Here is a 25,497-nt window from a genome sequence, read left to right on the forward strand (position 1 = left end):
TGGACAATCGACTATTATAGTCTAAAGCGCAAAAGATGAGGACATAGTTGGCGGTAAAATTTTGAGAAATAATCCGTGCAAAAATAGCTAAGCCAGTGGTTGTCAATGAGTGGCATAAAAAAAGATGCGGCATCGCATCTTCTATTGATTGAACTAATAACAATATATTAATTATGAGTAGACAATACCACCTGTTGGCTCGGCTGATTTAAGGTACTGACAACCGCATCAGTCGGACTTATCGCTGGCTGAGTATCCGTTGTCAAATCAGCGGAAAGTTTAAAGCTGAGTGCCAAAAATGACATCATAGCCACTGCCATCATGGCGTTTTTGATTGGGCTATTAGCAATCGAACTATTAGCAATTGGTTCATTACTCATCATCTTATCCTCGATTAATCAGCTAGCAGATACCACGCTCGTCTTTTATTTGTTATTAACCCCATTATCTGCTTATTTTTTTCAAAAATATAATTTCCAAAGGTAATCAATTATTGCAAAACGCTAAAAGTGATGCCAAAAAGCAAATCCAACCCTAATAAGCTAATAAAAAATTAAGGGTTTGTAGTTTTACTTTAACTTATTGTGCATGAATTTGATTGATTAACTAAGTTTATATTTAGTAAATAAATGGGTAAAAAAATAATTAAAGTTAACAGATTTGTTATTCTCTATGACATTAAGTAAGTTTTTATAGGACTCGTTATAGCGCTCGATGCTTTTAAGTTAATAAATGTAACATCAAAAAAAGGCGACACTGATTGATAAACCAGTGTCGCCTTTAGTTTTAATCAAGTTTTAAAATATTTATTGATTGAGCTGCTTGGCAGCTGTCATTGCAAAATAAGTTAAGATACCATCAGCACCTGCACGGCGAAACCCTAACAGCGATTCCAAAATAACGTCCTCGCTTAACCAGCCGTTTTGTATCGCCGCCATGTGCATGGCATATTCACCTGATACTTGATACGCATAAGTCGGCACGCCGAACGTATCTTTGACCTCACGTACCAAATCAAGATAAGGCTGACCTGGTTTTACCATTACCATGTCAGCGCCTTCTTGGATGTCGAGGGCGACTTCATGCAGGGCTTCAGCGCGATTACCAAAATCCATTTGGTATTGTTTTTTGTGTCCGCCTTTAAGGTTGCCTGCGCTGCCGACGGCATCACGAAACGGTCCATAATAGGCAGACGCGTATTTGGCAGAATACGCCATAATGGCGGTATTAATAAAATTTTCTCCATCCAATGCTTGGCGTAGCGCGGCAATACGACCATCCATCATATCGCTTGGTGAGATGATATCCGCCCCTGCACGGGCGTGGCTCAGGGCTTGTTTGGCGAGTATGTCAACGGTGATGTCATTAAGCACGTAGCCATTGTCGTCGACAATACCGTCTTGACCATGGGTGGTATACGGGTCAAGCGCCACATCAGTCATCACCACCATCTCAGGTAAGGCATCTTTAATTGCTTTGATAGCAGTGCAGGCAAGACCGTTCTCATCATAGGCGTGTTCAGCATGTAGCGATTTGAGGCTTGGGCTAATGACAGGGAACAAATCAATGGTGGTGACGCCTAGACTGAGTAGTTGCTTGGCATACTCAATTAGCAAGTCCACGCTCAAACGCTCAACGCCTGGCATGCTTGCCACAGCTTGGCGCTGCTGTTTACCCTCAATGACAAACACGGGCGCAATCAGATGCTTGGGTTCAATGCTGGTTTCTTGCACCATGGCGCGGATATTGTCGTTGTAACGTAGTCGACGTAAGCGAGTATTGGGGAATGAACGGTTAAAAATATAACTCATAAAAACCTCTTATTATCGAGTGATACTTATTATTAAGTAACGTTATCAAGTAACGCAGAAATTGTATAAGGCTAAATAAGCAAAATTTGCTAGAATGATAATTTTTTAAAAAGCTATCTTACCACAATCTACTTACGCATGGAGGGCGCCGTGAGTTTAAACCCTGTAAATGCCAATCAATTAGCCGCTCAGTCATCGACTGATAGCACTAACATGACTGACACGACGTCTAAAGAAAATGATGAGCATTCTGATTTGGCAAACGAGTCGCAACTGCAGCTCAATGAAGACAGTGAGCATCACGCTATCAGCAAACCTAGTATTGATGTGCTAGGGCAGCAGCTCGCCAACATCATGTCCCAAAGCCCATTTGTGGCGCATACCTTTACTACCTATCATTATGAAGATGGCAGAGTATATGGTAAGGTCAAGTCCAATCCTGCCCTCATCGGTAATCCAAATTTTGAGATTTTGCATGGCGGTATGACGGCGACGCTATTAGATACCATAGGCGGGCTTGAGGGCATGCTGGAAATCTATCGTCGTGACCAAGGCACGTTTGAAGAGCAGACCAAAAAAATCAAACGCATGGCAACCGTCGATTTGCGCGTCGATTATCTAGCCCCTGGGCGCGGTCATGAGTTTATGGTCACAGCCGAAGTAATTCGTATGGGACGCAAAGGCTGTACCACGCGGATGATGTTGGTCAATGATGAAGGAAAGCTCATCGCGCATGGCATCGCCAGTTATGCATTTTAAAACAGCCATTTATAGTAAAAAACCCATAAAAAACCCACAGTGATGTGGGTTTTTTACTATAACAGCTTACGGCTAATCTAATGCACTAGCTCTAATGAGCTAGGTCTAATGTATTAGGGTTGGACTGTGGTTGTGGTGGTCGTTGTTGAGGTTGTTTTAGTAGTCACTTGGGCAGGCTGATGGGCTGCATCAGTAATTTTTTGCTGGGCATTGTTGGCAACCTGTGACAACTTGGTGCTGAAATTCGTATGTTTTTCTGTGGGTGTTTCGAGCGGTACATCGCGACTCACCCCGCCACCTAAAACTTGGTATAGCTGAATTTGACTGAGCAATTGCGACTGCTTGGTATTTAGAATACTTTGTTGGCTGCTATAAATCGAACGCTGTGCATCTAATACGCCCAAATAATTGTCTAAACCTGCTTTGAAGCGCGCTTGAACAATTTGATAGTATTTTTGGTTGGCAGCAAGCGACTGGTTGTACGCGGTCAACTGCTGATTTAACGTTGCGCGATTGGCAAATACGTCATTGACTTCTTTAAAAGCGGTTTGAATCGCTTTTTCATAAGTATTTAGCGCTTGTTGTTGCTCGATTTCACTCACTTGGTAATTGGCTTTACGTAGACCTGCATCAAAAATCGGCAAGCTCACACTCGGTCCAAAACCCCAGCTAAATGCGCCTGTTTTAAACAAATCGCCTAAGCTTGAACTGGCCGCACCCACATTGCCCGATAGGCTAATCGTTGGATAAAACGCAGCGCGCGCGGCGTTAATATTTGCGCCCGCAGCTTTTAAGTTATATTCCGCTTGACGCAAATCAGGACGATACAATAATAAATCACTGGGTAAGCCCGTGCCAAAAATACGATTATTAGTGATGCTACTAATGCCCGCTGCGGGTAGTAGGCTATTATCCACAGGGGCGCCTACTAGATAGCGCAGGGCATTTTGGTTGGTCAACAAATTGGTTTGTGCTTGGGCGATAGACACTTTGGCGGCTTCAACCGCCGCTTGGGCTTGTACGCTAGTTAGCTGTGAATCAAGACCTGCTTTAAAACGCAGCTGGTTAATGCGAAGTGAATCTTGGCGCGTGGCTAAGGTTTGTTTGGCAAGTTGCAGTTGTGCCAGATTATAGCTGTATGCCACATAGCTTTGCGCAATGTTACTAATCAAGCTAATTTGCGCGGCATCTTTGGCAGCAGTGGTGGCAAGATAATTTTGTAAAGCGGCATCTTTGAGGCTCGCAATACGTCCCCAAAAGTCAAACTCGTAACTTGACATTGCCAGACCGACATTGTAAGTACTACTAGGATTCGCATCTCTTGAATTTGTTGCACCGTAAGAATATGAGCCAGAACTATTGATAGTAGGCACATCTGCGATGTCTTGGATTTGGTACTGTGCGCGGGCTTTTTGAATCGCCAAAATCGTGGCACTGATGTCTTTGTTGTTGTCTAACCCCAACTGAATCAGTTGTTTTAGCTTGGCATCGCTATAAAAGTCCTGCCAACGCTGAGACGCGATGCTCGGCTGATTGGTACCGCTGACGGTCTGACTGTCGTAAGTCTCATAAGGCTGATTAATTGCGATATGCGGCTGCGCCACGACAGGTTCAGTTTTGGCTTTTGGAATGGTTTGACAAGCGCTGAGCGATAGTAGGGTAGCTACTACAGCAGTCAGAGGTACTAGGCGAAAGGTAGAATTCATATAACTTACCTGTATAAACATAATGTGTTTGTTATTGTAAAAGATTAAATGGGTAAAATGTTTACCCATTTATGTCTTATTGATGGTTGGATTGTGAACTATCATCAGGCTTATAGATACTCACCTGTGTGGGCTGTGTGACAGCGACAGGTTCAGCAGGATTAGGCGAGTAGGGTGATACCGGTTGTAAGTCACCAACGTTGCCGTCATTGCCATCATTGGGGTGGTGCGGTTTGTTACCTTTAATCAGTGATCGTATCCACACATAGAACATTGGGATAAAGAACACCCCCAAGATAGTTGCACTGACCACGCCGCCTAACACACTTGTACCAATCGCATTTTGGCTACCTGAGCCTGCGCCTGTTGCCAAAAATAATGGTACCACACCAATACCAAACGCCAATGATGTCATGATAATCGGACGTAAGCGTTGGCGAGCAGCGACAGTAACCGAATCATATAGACTATGTCCCAAATCTTGTCGTTCTTTGGCAAATTCAATAATCAAAATGGCATTTTTAGCTGATAAACCTACAACGGTCAGCAGACCCACTTGCAGATAAATATCGTTTGAAAGCCCACGTAAACCGGTAAACAGCGCAGCACCTAATACCCCAAGTGGCACAACAAGCAGCACTGCAAAGGGAATTGACCAGCTTTCATACAGCGCAGCTAAACATAAGAACACCACGAAAATCGAAATCGCGTACAGCATAGGTGCTTGGGCGCCAGATTTTTTCTCTTCTAATGATAAACCTGTCCATTCATAACTGATGCCTTTTGGCAGTTTGGCAATCATTTGTTCCATCGCAGTCATCGCTTGACCGGTACTAAGTCCTGGCGCTGCGTTGCCTTGCAAGTTCATCGATGACAAGCTGTTATAACGCGTTAGCGTAGGTGAACCATACTGCCATTCACCGGTAGCAAATGAGCTAAACGGAATCATCTGATTATCACTGTTGCGTACATACCACTTGTTGATGTCCTCGGGGGTGGTACGGCTCTCAGCTTCACCTTGCATATACACTTTTTTGATACGACCACGATCCATAAAGTCATTGACGTAGCTACTACCCCAAGCGGTACTAAGAACACTGTTAATCAGGCTCGGCGCGACACCCATCGCAGCAGCAGCATCATAATTGACGTTGACTTTATATTGGGGTGAATCTTCTTGTCCATTTGGACGCACGCCACTGACTTGTTTATTTTGCGCCGCCATGCCCAGTAGCATGTTACGGGCTTGCAATAAGCCTTCGTGACCTAAGTTGCCTGAGTCTTGTAGCTGCAGATCAAAACCCGTTGCCGTACCCAAACCTTGAATAGCAGGCGGTGAAATGGCATATACTTGGGCTTCATTCACTTGGGTCATAAAATAACCCATGGCACGTTTGGCAATCGATTGCGCGGTATTTTCTTTACCAGGGCGCTCATCCCAATCTTTTAAGCGTACAAATGCCAATCCCATATTTTGCCCTTGACCGGCAAAACTAAAGCCATTGACCGTAAATACAGACTGCACAAGGTCTTTTTCTTGGGTTTTATAATAGGCGTTGACCTTTTCGATAACCGCTTGCGTTTGATTTTGGGTACTACCGGCAGGCAGTTGCACCAATGTCAACAGCACACCTTGGTCTTCTTCGGGAATAAATGAACTTGGAATACGGGTAAATAAGAACACCAATGCCGCAATCACCAAGGCATAAGGAATCATATATAGCCAGCGCATTTTGATACTGCGACCCACAAATTTTTCATAGCCTTCACTAAGACGCATAAACATGCGATTAAATGCGCCAAAGAAACCGGTCTGATGCCCGCTGTGTTTGTCATGGGCTTTAGTGCGTTTGAGGATAGTCACACATAGGGCAGGGGTGAAAATCAAGGCAACTAGGGCAGATAGTACCATGCTGCTGATAAGCGTCACTGAGAACTGTCGATAAATCACCCCAGTTGAGCCGCCAAAGAATGCCATCGGTAAAAATACCGCCGACAAAATCAAGGCAATACCAATCACCACTTTACTGATTTCGCGCATCGATTCACGGGTGGCTTCCAGTGGCGTCATGTCTGGATTTTCTTCCAGCAAACGCTCAACGTTTTCGACCACGACAATCGCGTCATCGACTAATAGACCGATGGATAACACCATGGCAAACAGCGTCAACACATTGATGGTATAGCCAAATGCGTACAAAATACCAAACGTACCCAGTATTACCACAGGTACTGCCAACGTAGGAATAATCGTTGCGCGCCAGCTTTGTAAAAACAAGAACATCACTAAGAATACCAGTGCAATCGCTTCAGCAAGTGTTCTGACCACTTCCTCAATCGACAAACGTACAAATGGCGTGGTGTCATAGGCAACTGAGGCTTTTAAGCCCGCAGGAAAATTAGGTTCAAGCTCTTTGAGTTTGGCTTCTACGGCATCACGTGTGCTTAAAGCATTGGCGCCAGATGACAGTGAGATACCGATACCTGCCGCATCTTTGCCATTGTAGCGGGCAATCTCGCTGTAGCTTTCACTACCAATTTCCACTTTGGCGACATCGCCCAAGCGAATTTGCGCGCCATTTGTGTTACTTTTAAGCAAAATATTACGAAATTGCTCTGGGGTTTGTAAGTAACTTTGCACGGTCACTGTGGCATTAATGGCTTGACGGGCTTCGTCAGTCGGCGTTTGTCCTAGCTGACCGGCTGATACTTGCGCGTTTTGCGCTTGAATTGCGCTGGTGATATCCGAGGGTATTAAACCATAGGTACGCAGTTTTTCAGGGTCTAACCAAATACGCATGGCATACGCAGAGCCAAACACGTTGACGTTACCCACACCCTCGACACGGCTGATCTGGTCAACCACGTTGGAGTTGAGATAATCGGCAATATCGGCACGATCCATACTGCCATCTTCAGATGTCATCGCCAGTACCATCAAGAAGCCACTCGTGGACTTATTGACGTTGACCCCCATGCGCTGCACCATCTCTGGCAGCGAACTCATGGCAGATTGCAGTTTGTTTTGGACTTGGACTTGTGCCGTATCGGGATCTGTCCCGTTCTCAAAGGTCAAGGTAATTTGCGCAGCGCCACTTGATGATGAACTTGAGGACATATACATCAATCCATCAAGCCCTTTCATTTTTTGCTCAATCACCTGAGTGACGGAGTCTTCAATGGTTTGGGCAGCGGCACCTGGATAAGTTGCTGAGATACTAATGGTAGGTGGGGCAATACGTGGATACTGCTCAATCGGTAATTTAAAAATTGCTAAGATACCCATCAGCATGATGAGCATGGCAATCACCCAAGCAAAGATGGGTCTATCAATAAAAAAGCGTGACATGATATCTCCCGTGCTTATGGTTGCGCAGTTTTGGCGGTAGTTGAGCTATTTGTTACGGTCGTTTTGGTCGTCGTCGTGGTAGAAGCATTGGTCGGTACCGCGGTTGAGGCTGGCTGCGATGCCACATAAGGCATGGCTTTGACTTGCTGATCTGGTTTGACTTTGGCGCCACCAACCATCACCACTTGCTCACCTTGTTTTAGACCGCTAGTGACAATCCATTGACCTTGGTGGGTACCTTGAACCGTAACTGGGCGTACTTGGATTTTATTATTGGCGTCAACCACATACACGGTTGATTCACCTTTGGCTGTACGATTAATGGCACTTTGTGGCAATAATACCGCATTATTGATAATACCTTGAATCAACTGGGCATTCACCATCATCCCGGGCAACAACACAAAGTTATCATTGCTAAATACCGCACGCAGATTAACCGTGCCTGTGGTACTATCCACTTTAGCTTCTTCGAAGCGAAGTTGCCCCACCATCGGGTAGGTTGAGCCATCAGCGAGCTTTAACTGAACCTGTGCGGTACGCGGTGTGCTAAGTTTACCAGCCGCAAATTGCTGACGAAGCGCCAATAACTCGGCGGCTGACTGACTGATATCGACATAAATTGGATTAAGCTGCGAGACGGTTACCATCTGCGTCGTGCCCGCGGTGGCAAGCGCACCGACATTGACATTTGAGCGACTGGTGATACCACTAATAGGCGCTTTAACCACAGTACGGCTCATGGTGAGCTGGTTGCTATTCACTGATTGTTGTGCGCCGCGAGCCGCTGCTTGGGCAGCATCAATATTGGCTTGTGCCACCCCGACTTGCGCCTGCGCATTTTTAACCGCTGCTTGAGCGGTACGCACGGCGGTTGCCCCTTGGTCATATTCTTGACTTGAGATAGCCTCAGTACCACGTAGCTGTTTTAGACGGTTTAAATTGGTTTGAGCCAGCGCAAGTTCGGCTTGGCGGGTTTCTAGCACCGCTAAGGCATTATTATAGTTGGCTTTTGCGGTATTGACACTGGCAAGGCTTTGGTCAAGGCTTGCGCGACTACCGGCAAGTACACTGGTGTAGCTATCGGTATTGATTTGATATAACGGCTGATTTTGTTTGACAAAAGTGCCTTCGCGAAACAACTGGCGGTCAATAATACCTGACACTTGCGGCGTAACGGTGGCTTGTTGATAGGCGACAACTTTACCTGATAACTCTTTGGTAAGTGGAATCGTCTGGAATGTTACAGGCTGTACATTGACTATTGTGGGTGGCATTTGCGCCTGTGCTCCTGCACCGCCGCCACTTTGTTGCTGGGCTGCTGTGTCTGACTTATTACACCCGATTAATAAGCTACAACTCGCTAATGACACCATGAACAACACTGGGTATCTCATACCAACCTCATAAAAAATAGGGAATTTTAAAAAAAATATTATAAAATAAATGCGACATTGTTGTCGCAATATTTACGATAAGATACAAAACTTTAGGATAACTAAAGGATAGCTAAATTACTACCAGTTATCGGCAGCGGTTATTTTAAAAAAAAATCTGCAATTGGGAAACCGACAATATTAAACAAAGTAAGTGTTTAAGCAACAATTCTCACTTATTTGTATGGATAAAAATTTTAAAATGTCAAAGCCATTGATAGATTTTTTTAATAAGGAAGCATTTGCGCATGATTTTAAGTCATAATAAGTCACCTGATTTACGTGTTGTCAAAACTCATAAAGCCATTCGTGAAGCCTTTATTATGTTGTTGTCCGAGCAGGAGTACAATGATATCGCTATCCAAGCAATTTTGGATTGCGCTAAAGTTAATCGTGCTACTTTTTATAAATACTACAGCAGCAAGGGTGATTTGGCAGGTCAAATGATTGATGATTTCAAGCAGGAAATCAGCCAGCTATTTCAAGACAGGCTCAATGCCGATAGTCAAATGCTACAAATAATTATGGAAAATCATTCACAAAAGCTGTTTGAACGCCGCCAACAGATGCTCGCCCTGTGGAAAATCCGTACCCAACACCACAATCTTTATCATGATATATTTTTGATGGGTAAACAAAACTTTATTGAACTGGCTAAGAAACAAAAGGCGACAGATTATTTAACGGCGGAGGCGATTGATTACCAAGCCACCATGATGGCAACTGTTTTTATGGCAAGTTTGAAATACTTTTATGAAAGGGAGTTGCCATTACCGAAGAACTTGCCAGTGGATTGGCAACAAATGCTAGACATCATAAAAAGCTAGCCCAGTTGGCTATCATAACGAAAATGATTAATAAAATAACTTGCTAATACCTCGACCAGTGCCACGGGCATGTCGTGACCGAGCTCATCAATGAGTATCAATTGACTGTGCGCAATATGCTTGACAAGCGAATAGGCATGACTAAATGGAATGAGTTTGTCTTGTTTGCCATGAATGATGAGGGTGGGTTGGTGGATTTGTTTGTCAATATCGACCAGTGACCCCGTCGCCAAAATTGCCAGTAACTGCCGCTGCGTGCCTTTCGGATAAAAACGCCGTTTAAACAGTTTTTTAGCTTTGCTCAGCGCCGCTTGTTCATCAAAGTAATCGGGGCTAGCGATAGTCTTGATGGTCTGCACGAACTGCTGGGTCAATGCGTCAGCATCTTGGCTTTTGGGTAGTGGCTGGGTAAAGGCTTTGATGGCTTCAATAGCGGGTGGGCGCGAAAAGGGTCGATTGTTACTGGTGGATAATAGTCCCAATTTTTCTACTTGGTGTGGATAACGCACCGCCATGATTTGCGCAATCATACCGCCCATCGATTGACCAATCACAAAGTATTTTTTGATGCCCAACATTTTGAGCAGTTGATAGGCATCTTCTGCCATGTCGTACAAATCATACGGCGTTTGCAGGTTTTTAAGCGGTAAACCCAGTCCAAATCTGCCCAGTAATTTGGCTTTATAAATGGGCGAATCATGAGCGGGGGTCAGTTTTTTGTGCTTAAGCTTACTGGATTTGCCTATGTCGCGATTGTCAAATCGCACGACCCGAAATCCAGCAGTGATTAATGCATAGCAGAATTCATTGGGCCATACCAAGCTTTGCGCCCCTAGCCCCATAATCAGTACGATGGTAGGGTGGGTAGGGTCGCCACCGACTTCAACGTAGAATTTATATTTTGGGGTGCGCACCTTGGCGGCTTGCATAAAATCCGCGTGTTTGGAAGGTCGAAATTTAATGTCGATGGTGGCAGGGTTAGCAGGGTCGATGGTGGCAAGTGATTGAATAGTGTCTAATGCCGATTGCGCTTGAATTTTTTTGGCTTTATCTTCGATAACTTGTTGTTTGATATCTGGTAATAAAGTGGGTATAACATCAGACATACAGCATCCATAATTAAAAAGCTAACCATCAAAAAGCTATCAAAAAATTAGCAAACTTGTATGACGATTTAATGACGTATGATTTACCGCGCCTCGAATTGGAAATCAAACTAATCACCACCCAGCCTTTATTAATAATTAATAAAGCCGTTGGCTGGCAAGCGTCATCAAATCGAGTAAACCTTGACGGTATTTTGAATCTGGTAAGGTCAGCACGGCTTGTCTAGCAATCTCGCTTTCTTGCATCGCTTTGTCGCGGCAATACGCCAGTGCGCCGCTGTTTTTGACAATCCCAATAATTTCGCCCGTATCTTGCACTTGCCCTGTCTGAATGGCAATCCGTAATTTTTCATGCGTATCACCCGTGGTCATTTCAAGCGCTTTAATCAGCGGCAAGGTTGGCTTGCCCTCAGCGATATCATCACCCACGTTTTTGCCGAGCACCTCACTATCACCGACAAAATCGAGCACGTCATCAATGATTTGAAAGGCATTACCAAAGTGCTGACCAAATTTGGCGAAGGCATCATTGTATTCAGGGCGATTTTCCAAAATAGCCACGCCTTGACTTGCCATCATAAATAGGCGAGAGGTTTTACCGTCGATGATTTTCATATAATCAGCTTCGGTGGCTTTGGGGTCATGCTGATGTTGTAGCTGCAATACTTCCCCTTCAGCGATATCACAGGTGCCATCTGAGAATAACTGCAATAACGGCAACGAGCCAAAACCTACTAAAAGATTGAATGAACGAGCAATCAGATAGTCACCGACCAGTACAGCCGTTGCATTATCCCACGTTGCATTCGCGGTCGGCTTACCGCGGCGCATACCTGACTCATCAATCACATCGTCGTGTACTAACGTTGCGGTATGCAGCATTTCAGTGATTGCGCCCAAATGCATCGCAGCTTGTGATGGTTGGTCGTTACAAATACGTGAGCAAAGCAGCGAAATCAGCGGGCGCATACGTTTACCGCCTGCGTTAATGACATGCTGACTCACCGACATGACCAATTTTACTTTGGAGCTTAGACTGCCATACACCTGCTTATCCATAATCTCGAAATCGTCAGCGATAATAGATTGAATCTGCTGATAGGTGACAGGCGTGCTGTTACTGTCTTTAGTAACATTCACATTGATAGCAGTGGATGTAGGATTTGATTGTTCATTGTCTAACATAGGTAGGCTCAAAGCTTGGAGTGAAAATTTGTGAAATTTGGCTTGTGGTGAAAGTCGGCAAAATCATACCATACTGCCGTTTTTTGTGTAAGTTATAGCTGTGTATTTTTATTGGCGACTTGTATTACTGAGCAGGTATTACGTTGAGAAACGCGCAATAATTTATCAGCCAAAATCGCACCCGCATCCGCGAAGTTTTACTTGATTTTAAACAATAAAAACGTTAAAATCGCGACCTTATATTTCCCTGTGTATCCGTCGTAGAAGTGTTATCGCCCTTGGTAGCCACGGTGTACGGGTTTATTGGAGCAACCAAGATGTATGCAGTAATCAAAAGTGGTGGTAAACAACATCGCGTCGTTCAAGATGAATATTTAAAAGTTGAATTACTAAAAGCTGAAAAAGGCGATACCATCAAAATTGAAGACGTTTTAATGGTCGTTGATGGCAGCGATATCAAAATTGGTCAACCTGTGGTTGCCGGTGCAGTGGTCGAAGCTGAAGTAGTAGAACATGGTCGTGGCGAGAAAGTACGTATTGTAAAACACAAACGTCGTAAACATTACCATAAAGAACAAGGTCACCGTCAATGGTATACTTTGTTAAAAATCAAAGCAATCACTGCTTAATTGACTATTTCAAACACATTAATCTCTAGGAGACATCGACATGGCACATAAAAAAGCCGCAGGTTCTACCCGTAACGGTCGTGATTCAAACCCAAAAATGCTTGGCGTAAAAATCTTTGGCGGTCAACAAGTTGTTGCTGGTAACATCATTGTACGTCAACGTGGTACAGAATTTCACGCAGGTGAAGGTGTAGGTATGGGTCGTGACCATACATTATTTGCTTTAACTGACGGCGTCGTAAAATTTGCCGTTAAAGGTAAATTCAATCGTCGCTACGTATTTGTTGAAGGCGCAGCTGAATAATCACTCAGCTTGTTGTTAAACAAATCAACCCAATAAGTCGCACTTATTGGGTTTTTTATTGCTTATAGTCAAGTGTCTTAACGGGCTTTGGATGGTTTTCAATGGTTTGGTATTACCAAGTCAGTGCCAAGCCAGTGCTTAGTCAAAACTTTCTTATCACTCAGCTATTGTTACATTTGTTACAACTTCAACAACAATCATTGCATGGGGCGTCTAGTAGGGTAAGAAAAATTTAGCGACAATACCTGTCATCGAATTTAGCTTAACTTGTTAATTCATAATTTATTGATTAGCCTGTTGGGCTACTATATTTTTGAATACTTTTTCTAAACTTTTAACAATTTTTATTGAATGAGGAACCTACTATGACAACATCTACCAATAAAATTATCAGTAAATTAGCCACAAAGTTAGTCACAGGTACATTATCAGCATTATTGATTACTAGCATGCTGATGACCGTCGCCATGCAATCAGCCAATGCCGCTGCCGCCAACTCAGCAACTGCGGCAAAAAACTTAAACAACCTACTTAAAAATGTCAAAAGCATGACCGCCAATTTTAGTCAAACCACCTCTGGGGCAGGTGGCAAGGGCTTAAGTAAAGCATCAAAGAATTTCTCAGGTACTATGGCTGTGCAACGTCCAAACCAGTTTCGTTGGCAGATTGATGGTACGGCATCGCAACTGATTGTTGCCAATGGCAATACGCTTTGGGTATACGATAAAGACTTAAATCAAGCGACCAAGCAAAGCGTGAGCAATCAAGTAGGGGATACCCCAGCACTGATTTTGTCAGGTGATCCCAGCAAAATCGCCAATAGTTTTAATGTGACCCAGCCGATTGCCTCAAAAAACTATTATGTGCTGTATCCAAAAAGTGGCAATGCCAACTTTAAAAGTTTAGGTATCGCTTTTAACAGCGGTAATCCTGTCATGATGGTATTAAATGATAATTTGGGACAAACTACCAGTATTCGATTCTCTAATGTGAAACGCAATACGTCAATTTCCAGTAATCAATTTAGCTTCACACCACCTAAAGGCGTTGATGTGATTAACCAATAAGTATTTAACTATTTCATTAAATACCTTATTTAAATGCTTTTTGGCTGATAAACCCTGCTTACTGCAGGGTTTTTTTGCTAGAGTGTTGCTATTTAATTAACGGTTAATTACCGGAAGATTGAAGCCTGCTACTAGCATTTTTTACATAAAATGAGTAAACTATCCGTGTTTTAGCCAGTTAACAGCAATATATAGTTACTTTTGTTAAAATACGCATTTTTATAAAGTGATGTAATGCTACTTTATATTAGGTTTTCATCGTGGTTTTAGCAATATATTTGACTAGCCTGTTTAGTAACTAGCCAATCACTCACCGATTACAATAATGGTCAATGGATGTGCAGCGGGGCAGCTTGTTAGCTGGTACGAGGTAATCTTAAGGAAAATAGTTCTTAAGACGTTATCTGCCATCGTCTTTGTGATATTACGCTTGAGCCAGACGGGCTTGGTGGAAATATCAAAAATATCGTCCCAACTTGAATTGCTTAACCTACGTACCGGTTAGTCGTATTGCCCAGGAGTATCCTCATGATTCCAGTCATTGATTGGTCTGCAATTGTATTTATTTTGGCAGCCATAGGACTTTGTATTTTCATGCTTGTTGTACCAAGATTGTTAGGTGGTACTTCTAAAGGCTTTCAAAAGCAAGAAAATTTCGAGTCGGGTGTGGTCAGTGCTGGTTCTGCCAGAATCCGTTTATCTGCAAAATTCTATATCGTCGCTATCTTCTTTGTTATCTTTGACTTAGAAGCATTATACCTATATACCTATGCAGTATCAGTCAAAGAAGCAGGTTGGTTAGGATTTTGGACCGTTGTGCTGTTTGTGGTAGAGCTATTAATCGGTCTATATTATCTGCTTAAACTAGGGGCGCTTAACTGGTCACCTGCAGACAAAAAGCCAAAACCAAAACGTTTGGCTGCGGCGCCTGCGGGCTTTAATCTGGCGGACATTACCCGCTTTAATGGTATTGAAGAGTTAGAAGTAGACCCTACTGGTAAAATCCCTGCACAGTTGTCTGGCGCAATGAACCAAAACCCAAACAATAACGCGGTAAAATAATAACCCGACTTTGCAATCTATGTTGCAAGGTCTTTTGCATTTGTAGTGACATAGAGCGAAATCCTGCTTTAAGAATCAAGGTGATCGAGCATTATGAAATATACATTAACCAAAGCCAATCCAGAGGCCGACAGATTTCCAGACCAAACTCGTCAAATTATTGACGAAGAGGAAGTCAATAAAAACGTCGTCATGACGCGATTAGAAGATTTGACCCATAGCCTTGCAAACTGGGGTCGTAAGCATTCATTGTGGCCATTTAACTTTGGTACCTCGTGCTGCTATGTAGAATACGCAACGACATTAACAGGCGTGCATGACTTGTCTCGCTTTGGCGCTGAGGTTATTCGTGCGTCACCACGCCAAGCTGACGTGATGATTGTGGCAGGTACTTGCTTTATGAAGATGGCGCCTGTTATCCAGCGTCTCTATGAGCAAATGCTTGAGCCTAAATGGGTCATCTCAATGGGTGCCTGTGCCAATTCAGGCGGCATGTACGATGTGTATTCAGTGGTGCAAGGCGTTGATAAAATCATTCCCGTCGATGTGTATATCCCTGGTTGCCCACCCCGTCCAGAAGCTTTGATTCAAGCTATCATGCTGTTGCAAGAATCGATTACCAAAGAACGTCGTCCACTCGGTATTCATGTCAATGACCAAGGTATCTATCAACCTGTCATGCAGCCAGAACGTGACCGTAAACAAGCCGAGCGCATCGCGGTCAAAAATCTACGCAGCCCAGATAACATTGATTAATGCTAGAGTCAATCTCTAGATAGACTTAGGATGAATTTTCGCTAAGTAAAAGCTTAGCGAATTGCGTTCAAAACAAAAAAGGTATTCAACTACCTTCTTAATAATTGTGAATGAGGAAAGTGCCACTCATGGTAACGGTAACTGATAATCAAGCACAAACTGATGTCCCAGCAGTGATTGCAGAATTAAATCGCAAGTTTGAGGGGCAGTTTGTTGTACAAAAAACCTTTGACGCTTTTCCCACTATTTGGGTCAGCCGTGAACAGGTCATCGAAGTACTCCTGTACCTTCGCACCTTGCCACAGCCTTACGTGATGTTACTGGATATTTCAGCGATTGATGAGCGCTTACGCCAACATCGTAAAGACAGGGATGGCAATGCCTTACCTGACAGTGATTTCACCGTGTTTTATCATCTAATGTCGCTAGAGCGCAACACAGACATCCGTATCAAAGTGGCGCTCAAAGAATCTGATTTACACATCCCAACGGCAACCCGTATTTGGCCGAATGCCAACTGGTATGAGCGCGAAGCGTGGGATATGTTTGGTATTACCTTTGATGGTCACCCTCACTTAACCCGTATTTTATTGCCAAAATACTGGGAAGGTCATCCACTGCGTAAAGAATACGCCTCTCGTGCGACTGAAGTACCGCCTTATTATCTTGATAAAGGCAAGCAGATGTTTGAGCAGGAGAACCTACGATTTATCCCAGAAGAGTGGGGCATGAAACGTAGTGGCCGTGACGAAGACTTTATGTTCCTAAATTTGGGTCCTAACCACCCTTCTGCGCACGGTGCCTTTCGCGTTGTGCTTCAGTTAGACGGTGAAGAGGTCATCGACTGTATCCCAGATATTGGTTATCACCATCGCGGCGCTGAAAAAATCGCTGAACGCCAAACTTGGCATTCATTTATTCCTTACACTGACCGTATCGATTATCTTGGTGGGGTGATGAATGAATTACCCTACATCATGTCAGTGGAAAAACTGGCAGGCATTACGGTACCGGATCGCGCGAATACCATTCGTATCATGATGAGTGAGTTCTTCCGTATCACCAATAATTTGCTGTACTGGGGCACCTTCATTCAGGATGCAGGCGGTATGACGCCAGTATTTTATATGTTCGCCGATCGTCAAAAAGCGTATGATGTGATTGAAGCGGTAACCGGTTATCGTATGCACCCAGCGTGGTTTCGTATCGGTGGTACCGCAATGGACCTGCCAAACGGCTGGCACAAACTGGTTCGTGAATTCTTAGATTGGATGCCAAAACGTATCGATGAATACGTCAAAGCTACCATGAAAAACAAAGTACTACAACTGCGTACCCAAAACGTTGCCCAATACGATGCTAAATCTGCCCTTGCTTGGGGCGTATCAGGTCATGGACTTCGTGCCACAGGTATCCCTTACGATGTGCGTAAAGCGCGCCCTTATCTTGGCTATGAAAATTTTGATTTTGAAGTGCCAATTGAGTTTAATGGCGATGCGTATGACCGCTGTTTGGTCAAAATTGAAGAGATTCGTCAGTCACTGCGTATCATTGAGCAATGTCTCAACAACATGCCAATGGGGGCATACAAAGCCGATCACCCACTGGCTGTCCCACCACCCAAAGACCGCACCTTAAATGACATTGAGACCTTGATTAACCACTTTATCTCAGTATCTTGGGGTCCAGTCATGCCAGAAGGCGAGTCCTCCTTTATGGTGGAAGCAGTGAAAGGTATTACCAACTATTATATTACGTCTGATCGCTCAACCATGAGTTACCGTACCCGTATTCGTACACCGACCTTTGCGCACTTACAGCAAATGCCGTCAGTCATTAATGGTAGCTTGGTTTCTGACTTAATTATTTATCTAGCGTCAATTGACGTTGTTATGGCAGACGTTGACCGTTAGGAGAAAACCACCGATGAAGATTGTAACTGATAAAACCCCAAAGGTGGATGTCGCAAGCATTCTAACCGAAGCAGAAATTCACGACATTCATGAATTTATGCATCATTACCCACAAAGCCGCGCGGCATCACTTGATGCGCTAAAAATTGTCCAACGCCGTAATGGCTGGGTGGATGATGCACAAGTCAACGCGATTGCTAATATCTTAAAAATCCCAGTCACCGATGTGGAAGGGGTTGCAACGTTTTATAACCGTATCTACCGCTCACCGGTTGGTCGTCATGTGATTTTGGTCTGTGACTCAATTGGTTGTTATTTGGTAGGTGCAGAGAGTTTAGGTCAAGCTTTTGAGCGCACTTTAGGCATTAGTTTTGGTCAAACCACCCCAGACAATCGTTTTACCTTGTTACCTATTTGTTGTTTAGGCAACTGTGATAAGGGTCCAGCGGTTTTGATTGATGAAGATACCTACGGTCCTGTCCAAATTGAAGAGATTGCTGAATTGCTGGAGCAATACGCATGAATATAACCCGTCAAATTAATAATCGAAAAATTGGCAAATCACCCAGTCAATTGGGCGAGCAAAGCATTCCTATTTATGGTGATAAAGCGACAGCCACCAGTGAGACCAAGCCCCTGACTTGGCGTTTGGCGCATTATGACTCAGTGCTAGATTTGGCAACCTATGAAAGCCTAAAAGGGTTTGAAGGTCTAAAAAATGCCTTGGCTAAATCTGCCAAAGAAGTGGGCAACATGATTAAAGATGCCAACGTGCGTGGACGTGGTGGTGCAGGCTTCAATGCAGGTCTTAAATGGACCTTTATGACGCCACCCGATGGCGGACCTCGTTACTTGATTTGTAATGCAGATGAGATGGAGCCAGGTACATTTAAAGACCGTCTATTGATGGAGCGCCTACCATTTCAGTTGATTGAAGGGATGATTATCTCAGGCTATGCCATTGGCGCAACCGCAGGGTATATTTTTATCCGTGGTGAGTACATTGAAGCCGCTAAACGTCTAAATAATGCATTGGATGAATGCCGTGCCAAAGGGTATTTAGGTGATAACATCTTAGGTTCAGGCTATAGCTTTGATATACATGTGCATACCGGTGCAGGTCGTTATATCTGTGGCGAAGAAACTGCGCTTATTAACTCGCTTGAAGGTCGCCGTGCCAATCCACGTACTAAGCCACCCTTCCCACAAGTATCAGGGGCATGGGGTCGTCCCACTGTGGTCAATAACGTCGAGTCTTTAAACAACATGCCGGGCATCATGCTGCATGGCGTAGAATGGTATAAAGGCCTTGCACAAGGCAAATCAGAAAACCCCGGCACCAAAATCATGGGTTGTTCAGGTCTAGTCAATGAGCCCGGTCTATGGGAACTGCCATTTGGTACTACCGCTCGCGAAATTATTTTTGATTATGCCAAAGGCATGAAAGACGGCCGTAAACTAAAAGCTTGGTTGCCAGGCGGTGCGTCAACTGACTTCTTAACCGCCAGTGATGAGCATTTAGACCTGCCAATGGACTTTGAACCCATCATGAAAGCCGGTAGCCGTTTAGGTACCTGCTTGATTATGGTCGTAGATGAAGCGCAAGATATGGTGTCACTATCGCTCAATTTGCAAAAATTCTTTGCCCGTGAATCCTGCGGTTGGTGTACGCCTTGCCGTGACGGGTTGCCATGGGGAGTCAAAACCTTGCATGCCATCGATACAGGCAATGGTCAACCTGTCGATATTGACGTATTGCGCCAATTGACCAAAGATTTGTGGTTAGGTAAAACCTTTTGCGCCCACGCACCGGGTGCGGTTGAGCCATTACAAAGTGCGTTAAAATACTTTTTACCAGAATTTGAAGCTAAAATTGGTAACAATGTGGTGCCTGAAGAACAATTGTCCCCAACGGGCGTGCCTTCATTCGCAAACAGCGAAAAAGTTGAAGTGTATCAACCGGTTAAGGCCACCAATGGGCAATCAGTGTAAGGAATTAGCATGGCAATTATTCATATAGACGGTCAAGACGTCGAAGTTGATGGTGCCGATAACTTGCTACAAGCTTGTTTATCGCTTGGCATCGATATCCCTTATTTTTGTTATCATCCAGCATTGGGCTCGGTGGGTTCTTGCCGCCAATGTGCCGTCAAGCAATATAATAACAAAGAAGATTATGAAGCGGGTCGTGGTCGTTTGGTCATGTCCTGTATGGTCAACCCGACCCCAGACATGTGGATCTCAGTGACTGATGCAGAAGTGAAAAACTTCCGTAAAAGCTTGGTTGAGTTCTTAATGACTAACCACCCCCATGACTGTCCAACCTGTGAAGAGGGCGGTCATTGTCACTTGCAAGATATGACCTACATGTCAGGTCACAATCATCGTAAATACCGCTTTACTAAACGTACCCACCAAAACCAAGACTTGGGTCCATTTATCAATCATGAGATGAACCGCTGTATCGCGTGTTATCGCTGCGTGCGTTATTACAAAGACTATGCGGGTGGTGAAGATTTGGGCGTTTACGCATCAGCAAGTCGTGTGTACTTTGGTCGGGATAAAGACGGTCAGTTTGAAAGTGAATTCTCAGGTAACCTTACCGAAGTTTGTCCAACTGGGGTATTTACCGACAAAACTCACTCAGAGCGCTACAATCGCAAATGGGACATGCAATATGCACCAAGCATTTGTCATGGCTGTTCGGCAGGTTGTAATATCTCAGCGGGTGAGCGCTATGGTGAATTGCGCCGTATCGAAAACCGTTTTAACGGTGAAGTCAACGCTTACTTCCTGTGTGACCGTGGTCGTTTCGGCTATGGCTATGTCAACCGCCAAGACCGCCCAATTCAAGCGATTGAAACACTAAGCGGTAAACAAACCAATTTGAGCATTGACCATACTATCGATGCCATCAAAAACCGGTTGCAAGGTAAAAAAGCCATCGGTATTGGTTCACCCGTTGCCAGCCTTGAATCAAACTATGCCCTAAAACGCTTAGTCGGTGCCGAAAATTTTAGCATTGGTATTACCAATCAAGAAAAAACTGTGGTACAAAAATGTATCGATGTATTGACCACAGAAAATATCCATAATCCAAGTATGCGTGAGATTGAGGATTATGATGCGGTATTGATTTTAGGTGAAGATATTACCCAAACCAGTCCACGTATTGCACTGGCAGTACGCCAAGCGGCAAAAAATCGCGCCAAACAAATGGCAGATGCGCTAAAAACACCAGATTTCTTGGCAGAGCCTGTGGCTCGTATCGGTCAAAAAGACTACAGCCCAATCTTTATTGTGGATGTCAAAGATACACGCCTTGATGATATCGCCAAAGTAAGCTGCGTAGCCACCCCAAGCGATATCGCTGAATTAGGCTTTAGCATCGCTGAGCAAATGAAAACGTTGGCCACCTCGCAACTACCAAAAGATTTGGTCATCGATGAAGGCGATAATGCTGATATGCAGGCATTTGCTAAACATATCGCGCAGACGCTACTTAAAGCAACCAAACCCCTTATAATCTCAGGCTCATCACTGTACCACACTGCTATCATAGAAGCGGCGGCACAAATTGCCAATATCGCTGAGCAAAAACGCGGTGAAGTGGTAGTATATGAAAAAGGCGTGGTTGACACCCACAATGTGCAAGTGGATGCAGAGATTGCCAAAATCGATGCAGAGCAAGCCAAACTCAAACAAGAGATGGATGAAGCGGCATTTGCTGAACAAGCCAAGCAAGTTAAACGTCCAAGCCGTATGAACCCAACCAAAGGCTACCAAGAAAAAGCGGGTCTGTACTTGTCAGTACCTGCTGCCAATAGCATAGGTGTCAACTTACTCGGTGGTAAAGCGATTGATGAATTAGATGATGATGCCGATGTGGTGATTGTCATGGAAAATGACATCAGCCGCCGCCTAACCGCGGAGCAAATGAACCAACTGGTAGCCAACAAATCACTGATTGTACTCGACCATGAAGCTTATCAATGGCATAACCAGGCTGATGTGATGGTACCTGTAGCAACCTTTGCAGAAGCGGACGGTACACTAATCTCAGCAGAAGGTCGTGCACAGCGTTTCTTCCAAGTTTATGATCCTGTTTACTATCGCCCGCAAAGCATGGTAAAAGAAAGCTGGCGTTGGTTGCATGCGGTAGAGTCTGAGCTCAATGGCCGTGCGATTGACTGGACGCAGCTTGATGATGTGATTACTGCGGTCGCAGACACCAATCCACAACTAGCGGCAATCAGACAAGCAGCGCCATCAGCCGATTACCGTATTACCGGTCTAAAAGTCGCGCGTGAGCCACGCCGTTATTCCGGTCGTACAGCGATGCGTGCGCCGATTTCTGTGCATGAGCCAGAGCAGCCAAAAGATATCGATACGGGCTTGACCTTCTCACAAGAAGGTTATGTGGGCACCCAAACGGATTCATCAATGATTCCATTTGCTTGGTCAGCAGGTTGGAACTCACCGCAAGCTTGGAATAAATACCAAGATAAAGTGGGTGGTCATCTAAAACATGGCGATCCAGGGGTGCGTATTTTTGATGCGTTAACCGCATTGCCAAAACGTGAGTATATTGCGCCTGCTGCAGCTAGCCAACAAGGTTCCACCCAGCTAGTCCCTGTGTATAATATTTTTGCTAGTGATGAATTAACTGCCCGTAGTGAAGTGGTTGCCTCACAATTACTGCCAGCTGCTTTTAGTGTATCAACGGATGATGCCGATAAATGGCAGTTGCAATCAGGTGATATGTTAACGGTCACAGTGAAGGGTGTAGCAACTACATTACCTGTGCAGCTTGTCGATTACTTAGCCGAAAGCTGTGTGGGCTATCCTGTGGGTCAGGCGGGTGAATTAGAAGCCCTGCTAGCGCAGCCCTATACGGACATCAGTATCGTAAAATCAGCAACTACCAACACTGTCGTACCCCCAGCAGCTAATAATGGCGGCATGACAGCTCAAGTAACTCCAGGGGAGGGGGTATAATGGATTATTCTGTTAGACAGATGCCCGATTTACCTGCATGGCTGGCTGGGGTAATGTCCCCTGAAGCTTGGTCAATTGTATTTTTGGCAGTGCAATCAATTGTTATTTTCTTGGCGGTGGTGATTTTTGCTGCGTTGATGATTCCTTATGAACGTCGCATGTTGGCACTGTGGCAAGACCGTTATGGTCCAAACCGTGTGGGTTGGCAAGGTTCGCTACAAGTTGCCGCGGATATGCTCAAAATCTTCTTTAAAGAAGACTGGACGCCCAAATTTGCCGATAAATTTATCTTTGTCTTGGCGCCTGCGATTTCATTGTTTACCGCTTTAGCCGCTTATATCATTGTACCAGTTACGCCATCACTCGGTGGCGCAGACTGGAGCATCGGTATTTTGTTCTTTTTTGCGATGGCAGGGTTGGCGGTTTATGCCGTGATGTTTGGTGGCTGGGCATCAGCCAATAAATATGCCTTGCTCGGTGGTCTACGCTCTGCTGCCCAAACCATTAGTTATGAAGTCTTTCTCGGATTATCGCTAATGGGTGTGGTGGCGTTGGCAGGGTCATTTAACTTACGCGATATCGTATACTCACAAGCCGGTGGTTTTTGGCACTGGAATGTATTTGGTCAAATTTTAGGGTTTTTAACCTTTATGGTCGCAGGTGTGGCAGTTACCCACCGTTTCCCATTTGACCAGCCAGAAGCAGAGCAAGAATTGGCAGAAGGTTACCATGTTGAATACTCAGGTATGAAATTTGGTATGTTCTTTGTCGGTGAGTATGTGAATATCGTGTTGGTATCATCGCTGATTACTATTTTATTCTTTGGTGGTTGGTTGCCATTATTTGATGGACTGAGTTTTATCCCGCCGATTATTTGGTTCATGTTAAAAACGCTATTTTTTATGACCATGTTTGTATTGGCGCGTGGGGCGCTGATGCGTCCACGTTATGACCAAGTAATGAACTTTGGCTGGAAAATTTGTCTACCCATTACCTTGATTAATTTACTCGCGACGGCGGCCTATGTATTATGGCGCACCCATGGTGTAGGGTAAGGTGGAGATTAACGTATGTATTTGACTATGGTAAAAAACACGATTACGGGTTTTGGCTCAATTCTGCGCACCCTAATCATGGTCGCAAGCCATGCGACCCGTAAACGTGATACGATTTTATACCCAGAACAACCTGTTCCTGTACCGCCGCGTTTTCGGGGGCGTATTGTACTGACACGTGACCCGGATGGGGATGAGCGCTGTGTGGCCTGTAATTTATGTGCTGTCGCTTGCCCGGTGGGCTGTATTTCACTGCAAAAAGCGGAACGTGAAGACGGACGCTGGTATCCAGAGTTTTTCCGTATTAATTTTTCGCGTTGTATCTTTTGTGGTATGTGTGAAGAAGCGTGCCCGACAACGGCTATTCAGATGACGCCAGATTTTGAGCTCGGTGAGTATAACCGTCAAAACTTGGTGTATGAAAAAGAGCATTTGTTAATTTCAGGTCCGGGTAAATTCCCTGACTACAATTATTACCGTGTGACTGGGATGGCGACCAAAGATAAACCTAAAGGGGCACACCAAAATGAGTCTGCACCGATTGATTTACGGAGTTTATTGCCATGATAACCGGAGCAACAATAGGGTTTTATTTATTAGCGATTGTCGCTATTTTGGCTAGTTTGCGCGTGATTACTCGTACCAATCCTGTGCATGCGTTATTAAACATGATTGTCACGCTGCTGGCGTTATCAGGTATTTTCTTTGCCTTAGGTGCGCCATTTGCCGGTGCGCTTGAAATCATCGTTTATGCCGGGGCGATTATGGTATTGTTCGTCTTTGTGGTGATGATGCTAAACTTAGGCACCCAAAGCACCTTAGAAGAAGAAAGCTGGTTATCATCCTCAGCTTGGGCAGTGCCGGCAGGACTTGCATTTATTGTGGGTTTGACTCTGTTTAGTCTGATTGGCATGAAACATGGGTTTGAAGGAATAATGCCAGCGTTTATCGGGGTAGAGCCAGTCACGGCAAAAATGATCGGTGCCAAATTATTTACCGAATATTTATTGTTGGTCGAAATTGCAGGATTTTTATTACTAGCGGGTTTGGTGGCGGCTTATCATTTGGCAAAATCTGCCTTGGATGATGAAAACGAAAGTCATAACAGTGAGCTTGGTAATACCGTACAACCTGCCTTAACGAATTTTATTGATAAAGAGCCCAGCCAACCGGCTGTGTTACGCGAAGTTCAGGAGGAGAAGGCATAATGGGACACTTTCCATTAGAGCATGTGCCATTAGAGCACGGTCTAATCTTGTCAGCGATTTTGTTTGCCATTGGTTTTTGTGGTGTGATGGTACGACGTAATTTTTTGTTTATGTTGATGAGTCTTGAGATTATGATGAATGCTGCTGCCTTAGCATTTGTAGTGGCAGGTAGTCGCTGGGTCAGTCCTGACGGACAAATTATGTTTATTTTGGTGCTGACTTTGGCAGCCGCTGAAGTTGCAATTGGGTTGGCTATTCTTTTACAGTTTTATCATAAGCGTGGTCATTTAGATGTCGATACGGCAAATGAGATGAAAGGGTGAAAT

22 protein-coding genes are annotated in these 25,497 nt (G+C 44.5%); 15 read left to right on the plus strand and 7 right to left on the minus strand.

Going from position 1 to position 25,497, the window contains the following annotated elements; genetic code table 11:
• Positions 1-167: 167 nt before the first annotated feature.
• Complete coding sequence (locus tag RT422_RS00655) at positions 168-380, minus strand: hypothetical protein (RefSeq protein WP_313420861.1); 213 nt, start codon at positions 378-380, stop codon at positions 168-170.
• A gap of 426 nt (positions 381-806) precedes the next feature.
• Positions 807-1,811, minus strand: a complete 1,005-nt coding sequence (gene hemB / locus RT422_RS00660) for a porphobilinogen synthase (RefSeq protein ID WP_065252352.1) — start codon at positions 1,809-1,811, stop codon at positions 807-809.
• A 150-nt stretch (positions 1,812-1,961) separates the two neighbouring features.
• On the opposite strand from hemB, the gene RT422_RS00665 reads away from it, so the two are divergent.
• Entirely contained in the window at positions 1,962-2,570 is a 609-nt protein-coding gene (locus tag RT422_RS00665; protein ID WP_082168224.1) for a thioesterase family protein, read from the plus strand.
• A gap of 113 nt (positions 2,571-2,683) precedes the next feature.
• Here RT422_RS00665 and RT422_RS00670 read toward each other — a convergent pair whose 3' ends face one another.
• The 3 genes from RT422_RS00670 to RT422_RS00680 all read right to left on the minus strand — a co-directional run bounded on the left by RT422_RS00670 (position 2,684) and on the right by RT422_RS00680 (position 9,022).
• Positions 2,684-4,276 carry an efflux transporter outer membrane subunit gene (locus RT422_RS00670; protein ID WP_313420863.1) on the minus strand — a complete coding sequence of 531 codons (1,593 nt, stop codon included), beginning with the start codon at positions 4,274-4,276 and terminating at the stop codon, positions 2,684-2,686.
• Positions 4,277-4,352: 76 nt separating this feature from the next.
• Positions 4,353-7,625 carry an efflux RND transporter permease subunit gene (locus RT422_RS00675; protein ID WP_313420864.1) on the minus strand — a complete coding sequence of 1,091 codons (3,273 nt, stop codon included), beginning with the start codon at positions 7,623-7,625 and terminating at the stop codon, positions 4,353-4,355.
• Positions 7,626-7,639: 14 nt separating this feature from the next.
• Positions 7,640-9,022 (minus strand): efflux RND transporter periplasmic adaptor subunit, encoded by a 1,383-nt coding sequence (locus RT422_RS00680; RefSeq protein ID WP_216635099.1) that lies wholly within the window; start codon positions 9,020-9,022, stop codon positions 7,640-7,642.
• Between the two features lie 287 nt (positions 9,023-9,309).
• Between RT422_RS00680 and RT422_RS00685 the strand changes: the two genes are divergently transcribed.
• Complete coding sequence (locus RT422_RS00685) at positions 9,310-9,888, plus strand: TetR/AcrR family transcriptional regulator (RefSeq protein ID WP_313420866.1); 579 nt, start codon at positions 9,310-9,312, stop codon at positions 9,886-9,888.
• Here the strand turns inward: RT422_RS00685 and RT422_RS00690 are convergent.
• A complete protein-coding gene (locus tag RT422_RS00690; RefSeq protein ID WP_313420868.1) occupies positions 9,885-10,994 on the minus strand; it encodes an alpha/beta hydrolase in 1,110 nt (369 codons plus the stop codon). The two genes, RT422_RS00685 and RT422_RS00690, sit on opposite strands and share 4 nt — an antisense overlap.
• A gap of 138 nt (positions 10,995-11,132) precedes the next feature.
• A complete protein-coding gene (locus RT422_RS00695) occupies positions 11,133-12,053 on the minus strand; it encodes a polyprenyl synthetase family protein (RefSeq protein WP_313421396.1) in 921 nt (306 codons plus the stop codon).
• Between the two features lie 443 nt (positions 12,054-12,496).
• Between RT422_RS00695 and rplU the strand changes: the two genes are divergently transcribed.
• The 13 genes from rplU (at position 12,497) to nuoK (ending at position 25,494) form a co-directional block, all read left to right on the plus strand.
• The gene (gene rplU, locus RT422_RS00700; protein ID WP_007115464.1) at positions 12,497-12,808 is read left to right on the plus strand and encodes a 50S ribosomal protein L21; all 312 of its coding nucleotides are present in this window, start codon (positions 12,497-12,499) and stop codon (positions 12,806-12,808) included.
• Between the two features lie 40 nt (positions 12,809-12,848).
• Positions 12,849-13,112, plus strand: coding sequence for a 50S ribosomal protein L27 (gene rpmA / locus RT422_RS00705; RefSeq protein ID WP_036591251.1), 264 nt, complete (start codon positions 12,849-12,851; stop codon positions 13,110-13,112).
• A gap of 365 nt (positions 13,113-13,477) precedes the next feature.
• Positions 13,478-14,179 (plus strand): outer membrane lipoprotein chaperone LolA, encoded by a 702-nt coding sequence (lolA, locus tag RT422_RS00710; RefSeq protein WP_313420870.1) that lies wholly within the window; start codon positions 13,478-13,480, stop codon positions 14,177-14,179.
• Positions 14,180-14,707: 528 nt separating this feature from the next.
• Entirely contained in the window at positions 14,708-15,241 is a 534-nt protein-coding gene (gene ndhC / locus RT422_RS00715) for an NADH-quinone oxidoreductase subunit A (protein ID WP_135889006.1), read from the plus strand.
• Positions 15,242-15,334: 93 nt separating this feature from the next.
• Positions 15,335-15,997, plus strand: a complete 663-nt coding sequence (locus RT422_RS00720) for an NADH-quinone oxidoreductase subunit B family protein (RefSeq protein ID WP_313420871.1) — start codon at positions 15,335-15,337, stop codon at positions 15,995-15,997.
• A 110-nt stretch (positions 15,998-16,107) separates the two neighbouring features.
• Entirely contained in the window at positions 16,108-17,910 is a 1,803-nt protein-coding gene (gene nuoC, locus RT422_RS00725; RefSeq protein WP_409520085.1) for an NADH-quinone oxidoreductase subunit C/D, read from the plus strand.
• A 13-nt stretch (positions 17,911-17,923) separates the two neighbouring features.
• The gene (nuoE, locus tag RT422_RS00730) at positions 17,924-18,433 is read left to right on the plus strand and encodes an NADH-quinone oxidoreductase subunit NuoE (protein WP_138019186.1); all 510 of its coding nucleotides are present in this window, start codon (positions 17,924-17,926) and stop codon (positions 18,431-18,433) included.
• Positions 18,430-19,902: an NADH-quinone oxidoreductase subunit NuoF gene (gene nuoF / locus RT422_RS00735; RefSeq protein ID WP_138019187.1), complete on the plus strand. Its 1,473-nt coding sequence runs from the start codon at positions 18,430-18,432 to the stop codon at positions 19,900-19,902. The genes nuoE and nuoF overlap by 4 nt, the downstream gene beginning before the upstream one ends.
• Positions 19,903-19,911: 9 nt before the next feature.
• Positions 19,912-22,908, plus strand: a complete 2,997-nt coding sequence (nuoG, locus tag RT422_RS00740) for an NADH-quinone oxidoreductase subunit NuoG (protein ID WP_313420875.1) — start codon at positions 19,912-19,914, stop codon at positions 22,906-22,908.
• The gene (gene nuoH, locus RT422_RS00745) at positions 22,908-23,963 is read left to right on the plus strand and encodes an NADH-quinone oxidoreductase subunit NuoH (protein WP_007115473.1); all 1,056 of its coding nucleotides are present in this window, start codon (positions 22,908-22,910) and stop codon (positions 23,961-23,963) included. The genes nuoG and nuoH overlap by 1 nt, the downstream gene beginning before the upstream one ends.
• A gap of 27 nt (positions 23,964-23,990) precedes the next feature.
• Positions 23,991-24,530 carry an NADH-quinone oxidoreductase subunit NuoI gene (nuoI, locus tag RT422_RS00750; RefSeq protein ID WP_198001336.1) on the plus strand — a complete coding sequence of 180 codons (540 nt, stop codon included), beginning with the start codon at positions 23,991-23,993 and terminating at the stop codon, positions 24,528-24,530.
• Complete coding sequence (gene nuoJ / locus RT422_RS00755; RefSeq protein ID WP_007115475.1) at positions 24,527-25,171, plus strand: NADH-quinone oxidoreductase subunit J; 645 nt, start codon at positions 24,527-24,529, stop codon at positions 25,169-25,171. Before nuoI ends, nuoJ begins: the two co-directional genes overlap by 4 nt.
• Positions 25,171-25,494, plus strand: a complete 324-nt coding sequence (nuoK, locus tag RT422_RS00760) for an NADH-quinone oxidoreductase subunit NuoK (RefSeq protein WP_007115476.1) — start codon at positions 25,171-25,173, stop codon at positions 25,492-25,494. The genes nuoJ and nuoK overlap by 1 nt, the downstream gene beginning before the upstream one ends.
• Positions 25,495-25,497: the final 3 nt, after the last annotated feature.

Origin of the sequence: Moraxella sp. CTOTU49803 (assembly GCF_032097965.1) — a bacterium.
Classification (GTDB): Bacteria; Pseudomonadota; Gammaproteobacteria; order Pseudomonadales; family Moraxellaceae; genus Faucicola; species Faucicola tetraodonis.